The organism is Cryobacterium tagatosivorans, assembly GCF_004402215.1.
Lineage (GTDB): Bacteria > Actinomycetota > Actinomycetes > Actinomycetales > Microbacteriaceae > Cryobacterium > Cryobacterium tagatosivorans.
This window is the reverse complement of sequence record NZ_SOEZ01000009.1, coordinates 67,616-75,657: the sequence shown is the minus strand read 5'-3', so window position 1 is coordinate 75,657 and position 8,042 is coordinate 67,616. Positions and strand designations below refer to the sequence as shown.

The following is an 8,042-nucleotide window of genomic DNA, read 5'->3' as shown; positions in this document are numbered from 1 at the left end:
CTGGAGCGCTCGCGCCCGCCATCGTCGTCCCCGAGGCGGCCCCGGCGGCCGCCGTTCCTGCTGCCTCCGTCGCGTTCGGCGCCGCTGCCGGCGGAGAGCGCCCCCGCTCCACCCCGCCGGTGCGTGCCCTCGCCCGGGACCTCGGCGTCGACCTCGCCCGGCTCACCGGGACGGGCCCCGGCGGCCTGATCACCAGGGACGACGTGCGGGCCGGCGCCCTGACCGGCCCGGCTCCGGACGCGGCCGTCGTGGCCATCGGCGCGGCGGCATCCGTTCCCGGCGCCCGGGAGAGCCGCACGCCGATCAAGAGCGTGCGTAAGCACACCGCGGCCGCCATGGTGCGGAGCGCGTTCACGGCGCCCCACGTCACGGAGTTCCTCACCGTCGACGTCACCCCGACGATGGAGCTGCTCGACTCGCTCAAGCGCAACCGGGCCTTCGCCGACCAGCGGATCAATATCCTCACCGTCGTCGCGAAGGCGCTGTGCATCGCGGCCGCGCGCCACCCCTCGGTGAACACCCGCTGGGACGATGCGGCCGGCGAGATCGTGCAGTACCACTACGTCAACCTCGGCATCGCCGCGGCGACACCGCGCGGCCTGATCGTGCCGAACATCAAGGACGCCGACGCGCTCGGCCTGACCGGGATCTCCGCCGCCGTGACCGCGCTGACCGACGCGGCCAGGGCCGGCACGACGAGCCCGGCCGCCCTCGGCGGCGGGACGATCACGATCACCAACATCGGCGTCTTCGGCATCGACGCCGGCACGCCGATCCTGAACCCGGGGGAGGCGGCCATCCTCGCGATGGGCGCGATCCGGCGGATGCCGTGGGAGTACCGGGGCGAGATCGCGCTGCGCCAGGTCATGACGCTGAGCCTGTCCTTCGATCACCGCCTCGTCGACGGGGAACAAGGGTCGAGGTTCCTCGCCGACATCGGAGCCATCCTGGCCGAGCCCGGCATGGTCCTCACGATGGTGTAACCCGCTCCACCCGTCCGCGCATCGCGGGTGGTGCTTCTGCGGCGCACGCCGCGTTCATAACTCCTCCAGATCGGCGGCCGTCGCCGTAACTGCCCCGGAATTTCGGGGTGTCGCGGCGCGGCGCGAACATTCCGGAGGAATTATGCGCGAAACCCGGATGCTGCCACCAGCGCCGGGAGCGACGCGATCGAGTCGATTTCGTGCACGGCCCGGATCGTGGCCCGCTCGACGGCCTGATCCGGGTACTTGCCCGTGCGCACCTGCACGGTCGTCGCCCCGGCCGCGTTGCCCATCGCGATGTCGGTGGTCGCATCGTCGCCCGCTATCCACACCTCGTGCGGTTCGGCGCCGGCGGACTCCGCGGCGAGCCGCAGGAAATCCTGGGACGGCTTGCCGAGCAGCACGGCGGGCGACCCGCTGGAGTACTCGAGGGCGGCCACGATCGCGCCGGTGTCGATGTGGTCGCCGTCGGCCCGCTTGAAGTAGCGGCCGCGCTGCAGGGCGATGAGCTGCGCGCCGGCCCGGAGCGCGCGGAACGCCGCATCGAGCAGGGGGTAGCTGAGCGTGTCGCGCGCGTCGCCCGCGATCACATGGGTGATCGGGTCGGAGTCCCGCCCGACGTACGGAGCGAAGGACTCAAGCAGCACGCTGGAGACGACCGGCAGCACGTTCACCGGCCCCGCGGCGGCGAGGTAGCGGCGGGCAGCGGTGACCGGGGTGAAGAGCTCGCCGGGGCGCACGTCGATCCCGCGGGCGTGCAGGTCGGAGACGATCAGCTCCTCGGGCCTGGAATCGGTGTTGGTGAGGAAACGGATGACGCAGCCCAGCTCCCTGAGCTCCCGGATCGCCTCGCCCGCCCCGGCGACGGTCACGCCCGAGGAATAGATCGTGCCGTCGAGGTCGCACAGGATGGTTGCTCCGGAAGTGGCCACGCCCCAGTGTTCCACCGCCCGTCCCTTTTCGGCTAGAGCCGGGCGCGGCCGGATGCCCTTGACCGGTCTCCGGAGGCGGGGGAGAGTATGGGCATGAGCCACACCCGCACCCACGGCATCCTCGCTCCCGCCGACACCGAAGTCGCCATCGCCGGCAGCGCGTTCGTCCACCTCGACGGCAGCCTGCACGGCAGCTACAAGACCGCGGATTTCGCATCCGCGCTTCGCCTGGTCGACAGGGTCGGCGAGGATGCCGAGGCGATGAACCACCACCCGGAGGTCAGGCTCGGCTACGGGACGGTCACCTTCCGCCTGCATTCGCATGACGCCGGCGGGGTCACCGCGCGGGACGTGAAGCTGGCCCGCCGGATCCAGGAACTCGCCGACGAACTCGGCGCGAGAAACGCGCACGCGGCCCCGGCCCGCTACGACATCGCCATCGATTGCACCGACGCCGACGTCATCCGCCCGTTCTGGATGGTCGGCCTCGGCTACAAGGAAGTCGTCGCCGAGGGGGAGCTCGAGCTGGTCGACCCGCACGGGAACGGGCCGCGGGTCTGGTTCCAGCACATGGAGATCGCCCGCACCGACCGCAACCGCATCCACATCGACGTGTACGTGCCCACCGCGGATGCCGAATCCAGGGTGCAGGAAATCATCGACGTGGGCGGCATCCTCCTCAGCGACGAGCACGCCCCGGATTGGTGGGTCCTCGCCGACGAGGAGGGCAACGAGCTCTGCGTCTGCACGGCTGCGAACTGAGCGGCGACCGTGCCGATCTGGATCTGCGAAGCCTGCGCCCTGGAGCATCCGGACACGGCCGAGCCGCCCGGAATCTGCGTGATCTGCACCGACGAGCGGCAATTCGTGCCGCCGGCCGGCCAGCGCTGGACCACGTCGGAGCGGCTAGAGCGAGCGGGCACGACCGCGAGGATCGTCCCGGTCGAGGCCGGACTGCACCGGATGACGGTGGCTCCGCGGGTCGGGATCGGCCAGCAGGCCTTCCTCGTCACGACGCCCGCCGGGAACCTGCTCTGGGAACCGCCGGGCTTCATCTCCGCGTCCGCGGTCGGAGCCGTTCGGGCCCTCGGCGGCGTGGCGGCGGTGGCCGGGAGCCATCCGCACCTGATGGGGGCGGCCATCAGCTGGAGCCACGCCTTCGGCGACGCCCCGGTGTACGTTGCCGCGGACGACTCGGCCTGGAGCCGCCGGCCCGACCCGGTGATCCGGCCCTGGGTCGGCCTGGAGAGCCCGCTGCCCGGCGTCACGCTCGTGCAGTGCGGCGGACATTTCCCCGGCAGTTGCGTGCTGCTCTGGCGGGAGGGCGCCGAGGGCCGGGGGGTGCTCCTGACCGGTGACACCATCTTCATCGGCCCGGACAACAAGACCGTCAGCGCGATGCGCTCCTACCCCAACCTCATCCCGCTGCCCGAGCAGGCCGTGCGGATCATCCTGGACCGGCTGCATCCGCTGGCCTACGACCGGATGTACGGACCGTTCGGCCAGGTCGTCGCGTCGGGCGCACGCGCCGTCGTCACCCGTTCCCTCACCCGCCTGATCGCCTGGCTCCGCGCCGACATCCCCGACTTCGCCCCCTCCCCATCCCCATCCCCATCCTCAGCCTCCCCATCCGCCGAACCGTGAGTTTGGCACCTTCCCGGGGGCAACGAAGGTGCCAAACTCACGGTTCGGCGGGGTATGCGGCGGCGGTGAGGGCGGTGAGGGCCATCTGCTCGAGGAGGGCGCGCACGGCCGCGGGACTGGCGCCGGCGGCGGCGCTGTGCGGCGTCGAGTTGATCAGGCCGAACGTCGCGTGGGCACGGATGCGCAGCAGCGCCGTGTCCACCCCCGGATGCACGCGGCTAAGCACGTCCACCCACAGCTCCACGTAGGCGCGCTGCAGGGCACGCACCAGGTGCCGGTCCTCCTCGGCGAGGCTGTCCAGGTCCCGGTCCTGCACCCGGATGACGTCGGGGTTGGACAACGCGAAGTCCACATGGAAGCGCACGAGCGAACGCAGCGCCTCCGCGGCATCCGGCGTCCGGTCAGCCACCGCGCGCCCGCCGGCGACGAGGTCCTCGCTGACCCCGACCAGCAGCGCGGCGAGCACGGCCTGCTTGCCGCTGAAGTGGCGGTAGACGGCCGGCCCGCTGACCCCCGCGGCCGTGCCCAGGTCCTCGATCGACGCCCCGTTGAAGCCCGACCGGGCGAAGAGCGACGCGGCCGCGGCGAGGAGCGCCTGGCGCCGGTCGGCCTTGGCCAGGCTGCGGGGCGTCGGGGCGGCGGGCGCCGCGGCGGCGGCGGATCTCGTGTCGACCATTTGTGATTCCCGTCTGGACATCTCGTCGGCGAGCGGCTAACCTGAATTTCGGTTAGTGATCATTAACTGTACTTGATGCACGCAGCAACGGGAAGATGTCAATGGAGACACTCGAGAGTCGGATCGACTCCAGCAGCCAGACCTTCACTGAAAACGACGCAGCCCAGCGCGAGCTCGTCGAAGACCTCCAGCAGCGCCTCGCGCTCGCCGCGCTCGGCGGCCCGGAGAAATCCCGGCAGCGCCACATCAATCGGGGCAAGCTCCTCCCGCGCGAACGCATCGACCAGCTGCTCGACGAAGGCAGCCCCTTCCTCGAGATCGCGCCGCTGGCCGCCAACGGCATGTACCACGACGCCTGCCCCGGCGCCGGCATCATCGCCGGGATCGGCCTCGTCCACGGCCGCCAGGTCCTCGTCATCTCCAACGACGCCACCGTCAAGGGCGGCACCTACTACCCGATGACGGTCAAGAAGCACCTCCGCGCCCAGGAGATCGCCTTCGAGAACCGCCTCCCGTGCGTCTACCTGGTCGACTCGGGCGGAGCGTTCCTGCCGATGCAGGACGACGTCTTCCCCGACAAGGAGCACTTCGGCCGCATCTTCTACAATCAGGCCCGGATGTCCGCGGCCAAGATCCCGCAGATCGCCTCGGTCATGGGGTCCTGCACAGCCGGCGGCGCCTACGTGCCGGCGATGAGCGACGAGACCGTGATCGTGCGGAACCAGGGCACGATCTTCCTCGGCGGTCCGCCGCTGGTGAAGGCCGCGATCGGCGAGATCGTCACCGCCGAGGAACTCGGCGGCGGCGACCTGCACGCCCGCACCTCCGGCGTCACCGACCACCTCGCCGAGAACGACCAGCACGCACTGCAGATCGTGCGCGACATCGTGTCGACCCTGCCCCGTCCGGCCCCGCCGGCCTGGGACATCCTGCCGACGGTCGAACCGGTCGCCGACGAAACCGAGCTGTACGGCGCCGTCCCCACCGACGTGCAGGGCCAGTACGACGTGCACGAGGTCATCTCGCGGATCGTCGACGGCAGCGAGTTCCACGAGTTCAAGAAGGAATACGGCACCACGCTGATCACCGGCTTCGCCCGCCTGCACGGCCATCCGGTCGGCATCATCGCCAACAACGGCGTGCTGTTCGCCGAGTCGGCGATGAAGGGCGCGCACTTCATCGAGCTGTGCGACCAGCGCGGCATCCCGCTCGTCTTCCTGCAGAACCTGGCCGGCTTCATGGTCGGCAAGGACTACGAGGCCGGTGGAATCGCCAAGCACGGCGCCAAGATGGTCACGGCCGTGGCGACCGCCCGCGTGCCCAAACTCACCGTCGTCATCGGCGGATCCTTCGGCGCCGGCAACTACTCGATGTGCGGCCGCGCCTACTCGCCGCGTTTCCTCTGGATGTGGCCCGCCAGCCGCATCTCCGTGATGGGCGGCGCGCAGGCGTCCTCCGTGCTGGCGACCGTGAAACGGGAGCAGTACGAGGGCCGGGGCGAGGAATGGTCGGCCGAGGACGAGGCCGCCTTCAAGGCCCCGATCAAGGAACAGTACGAGCACCAGGGCAGCCCCTACTACTCGACCGCCCGCCTCTGGGACGACGGCGTGATCGACCCGATGGACACCAGGACCGTGCTCGGCCTGGCCCTCGACGTCTGCGCCGCCACCCCGCTACCCGAGACCGCCTTCGGCCTCTTCCGGATGTGAGAGAGACCATGACCACAGTCACCATAAGCACAGAGACTCCAGCCCTGTTCGACACCGTCCTCGTCGCCAACCGCGGCGAAATCGCCTGCCGCATCATCCGCACCCTGCGCGAGCTCGGCATCCGCTCGGTCGCCGTCTACAGCGACGCCGACCGGGGCGCCCTGCACGTCTCGCTCGCGGATGTCGCGGTGCGGATCGGCCCCGCCAAACCCCAGCTGAGCTACTTGAGCATCGAGGCCATCCTGGACGCCGCGGCCCGCACCGGCGCCCAGGCGATCCACCCCGGCTACGGGTTCCTCTCCGAGAACCAGGCCTTCGCCGAGGCCTGCGGCCGGGCGGGCGTGGTCTTCATCGGGCCGAGCGTGCACGCGCTGAACATGATGGGCGACAAGATCCGCTCGAAGAACCACGTGGCCGAGTCCGGTGTGCCGGTCATCCCCGGCGTGTCCCTGCCCGGCCAGAGCGACGAGCAGCTCATCGCAGCGTTGACCGGCGTCGGCTACCCGATGCTGATCAAGCCCTCCGCCGGCGGCGGCGGCAAGGGAATGCACCTCGTCGAGCGGGCAGAGGACCTGGCCGGCGCGCTCGTCACCGCCCGCCGCGTCGCCGCGAACGCGTTCGGCGACGACACCCTGCTGATCGAACGCTTCGTCAGCGCGCCCCGGCACATCGAGGTGCAGGTCCTCGCGGACACCCACGGCAACGTCATCCACCTCGGCGAACGCGAGTGCTCGCTGCAGCGCCGCCACCAGAAGGTCATCGAAGAGGCGCCGTCGCCACTGCTCGACGCGGGCACCCGCGCCCGCATCGGTGAGGCCGCCTGCGCGGCGGCCCGCAGCGTCGGCTACACCGGGGCGGGGACCGTCGAGTTTCTGGTCTCGGATGCCGCGCCCGACGAGTTCTTCTTCATGGAGATGAACACCCGGCTGCAGGTCGAACACCCGGTCACCGAGATGGTCACCGGGCTCGACCTCGTCGAGTGGCAGGTGCGCGTGGCGGCGGGGGAGACCCTGCCGCTGGCCCAGGCCGACGTGCGGCTCACCGGGCACGCCGTCGAGGCCCGCGTCTACGCCGAGAACCCCGAGCGCGGCTTCCTGCCGACCACGGGGACGGTGCTGCGGCTCCAGGAGGCGCGCGGCGAGGGCATCCGCGTCGACAGCGCGCTCACCCCGGGCCTCGCGATCTCCTCCGACTACGACCCGATGCTCGCGAAGGTCATCGCCTGGGCGCCCACCCGCGCCGAGGCGCTGTCCCGCCTCGACCGCGCCCTCGCCGACACCGTCGTGCTCGGCGTCCGCACCAACATCGAGTACCTCCGGCTCCTGGTGCAGGATGCCGACGTCCGCGCCGGGCACCTCGACACGGGCCTGATCGAGCGCAAGCTCCCGGGCCTAAGCTTCCGCCCGGCCGACGACCACGTCTACGCGGCCGCGGCGCTGTTCCTGCACGCGCGGGCCTGGTCGGGGGAGAACCCGGTCTGGTCGCGCCCGAGCGGCTGGCGGATGGGTCCGCACCGCCAGGCCCGGTACAACCTGGCCGTAAGCGCGACCGAATCGGTCGACGTGCGCGTCGAGGGAGCCCCGCAGCGGGCATCCGTCGCCGTCGGCGCCGGCGAACCGGTCCAGGCGAGCCTGGCCGAGGTGACCGGCCGCCCCGGCGCCGTCAGCATCGAACTGGACGGCGTGAGCCGCGTGCTCGACCTGGTCCAGGACGGCCACCGGCTGTGGATCGGCGGCGACGGCTTCTCCGTCGACCTCCTGCACCGCTCCCGCGCCGAGCAACTCGCCGAACAGCTCGCCGGCCGCGACCGCGTCGAAGGCGCGGCCAGCCCCGACGTGCGCTCGCCCATGCCCGGCACCGTCATAGCCGTGCACGCCGCCTCCGGCGACCTGGTCGAGATCGGCCAGACCATCCTCACGGTCGAGGCCATGAAGATGGAACACAAGCTCACCGCCGCCACGGCCGGCATCGTCAGCGTGACGTTCAAGCCCGGCGACCTGGTCAAACTCGACCAGATCGTCGCCACGATCGCCGCGATCGCCACGATGGCCGAGCCCGATGACGGAACGGCGGCGTGACGCACGAACTGAGCTGGCCG

At 71.1% G+C, this 8,042-nt stretch carries 7 protein-coding genes; 5 read left to right on the top strand and 2 right to left on the bottom strand.

The window, feature by feature from the left end; translation table 11 throughout:
• Window positions 1-983 (top strand): dihydrolipoamide acetyltransferase family protein (locus E3O23_RS01700; RefSeq protein ID WP_134487369.1); only part of this gene is annotated, 983 nt, incomplete at its 5' end.
• A 140-nt stretch (window positions 984-1,123) separates the two neighbouring features.
• On the opposite strand, the gene E3O23_RS01695 is transcribed toward E3O23_RS01700, so the two are convergent.
• Window positions 1,124-1,915 (bottom strand): HAD-IIA family hydrolase, encoded by a 792-nt coding sequence (locus E3O23_RS01695; RefSeq protein WP_092323973.1) that lies wholly within the window; start codon window positions 1,913-1,915, stop codon window positions 1,124-1,126.
• A 93-nt stretch (window positions 1,916-2,008) separates the two neighbouring features.
• On the opposite strand from E3O23_RS01695, the gene E3O23_RS01690 reads away from it, so the two are divergent.
• Window positions 2,009-2,677 (top strand): 4a-hydroxytetrahydrobiopterin dehydratase, encoded by a 669-nt coding sequence (locus E3O23_RS01690; protein ID WP_134487366.1) that lies wholly within the window; start codon window positions 2,009-2,011, stop codon window positions 2,675-2,677.
• Window positions 2,678-2,686: 9 nt separating this feature from the next.
• On the top strand, window positions 2,687-3,559 hold the full coding sequence (locus E3O23_RS01685; protein WP_134487363.1) for an MBL fold metallo-hydrolase: 873 nt from the start codon (window positions 2,687-2,689) through the stop codon (window positions 3,557-3,559).
• Window positions 3,560-3,596: 37 nt separating this feature from the next.
• Here the strand turns inward: E3O23_RS01685 and E3O23_RS01680 are convergent, their stop codons facing one another.
• Complete coding sequence (locus E3O23_RS01680) at window positions 3,597-4,235, bottom strand: SACE_7040 family transcriptional regulator (protein ID WP_134487360.1); 639 nt, start codon at window positions 4,233-4,235, stop codon at window positions 3,597-3,599.
• 101 nt (window positions 4,236-4,336) lie between these two features.
• Here E3O23_RS01680 and E3O23_RS01675 point away from each other — a divergent pair, with 101 nt between their 5' ends.
• Together E3O23_RS01675 and E3O23_RS01670 are read left to right on the top strand one after the other, a co-directional pair.
• A complete protein-coding gene (locus E3O23_RS01675; RefSeq protein ID WP_134487358.1) occupies window positions 4,337-5,944 on the top strand; it encodes a carboxyl transferase domain-containing protein in 1,608 nt (535 codons plus the stop codon).
• 8 nt (window positions 5,945-5,952) lie between these two features.
• Complete coding sequence (locus E3O23_RS01670; RefSeq protein WP_134487355.1) at window positions 5,953-8,022, top strand: ATP-binding protein; 2,070 nt, start codon at window positions 5,953-5,955, stop codon at window positions 8,020-8,022.
• The last annotated feature ends 20 nt before the right edge of the window (window positions 8,023-8,042 follow it).

Bases quoted from the DNA above. Each gene is read 5' to 3' on its own strand.
- E3O23_RS01670 (WP_134487355.1), top strand. From the start codon at position 5,953: ATGACCACAGTCACCATAAGCACAGAGACTCCAGCCCTGTTCGACACC.
- E3O23_RS01675 (WP_134487358.1), top strand. From the start codon at position 4,337: ATGGAGACACTCGAGAGTCGGATCGACTCCAGCAGCCAGACCTTCACT.
- E3O23_RS01680 (WP_134487360.1), bottom strand. From the start codon at position 4,235: ATGGTCGACACGAGATCCGCCGCCGCCGCGGCGCCCGCCGCCCCGACG.
- E3O23_RS01690 (WP_134487366.1), top strand. From the start codon at position 2,009: ATGAGCCACACCCGCACCCACGGCATCCTCGCTCCCGCCGACACCGAA.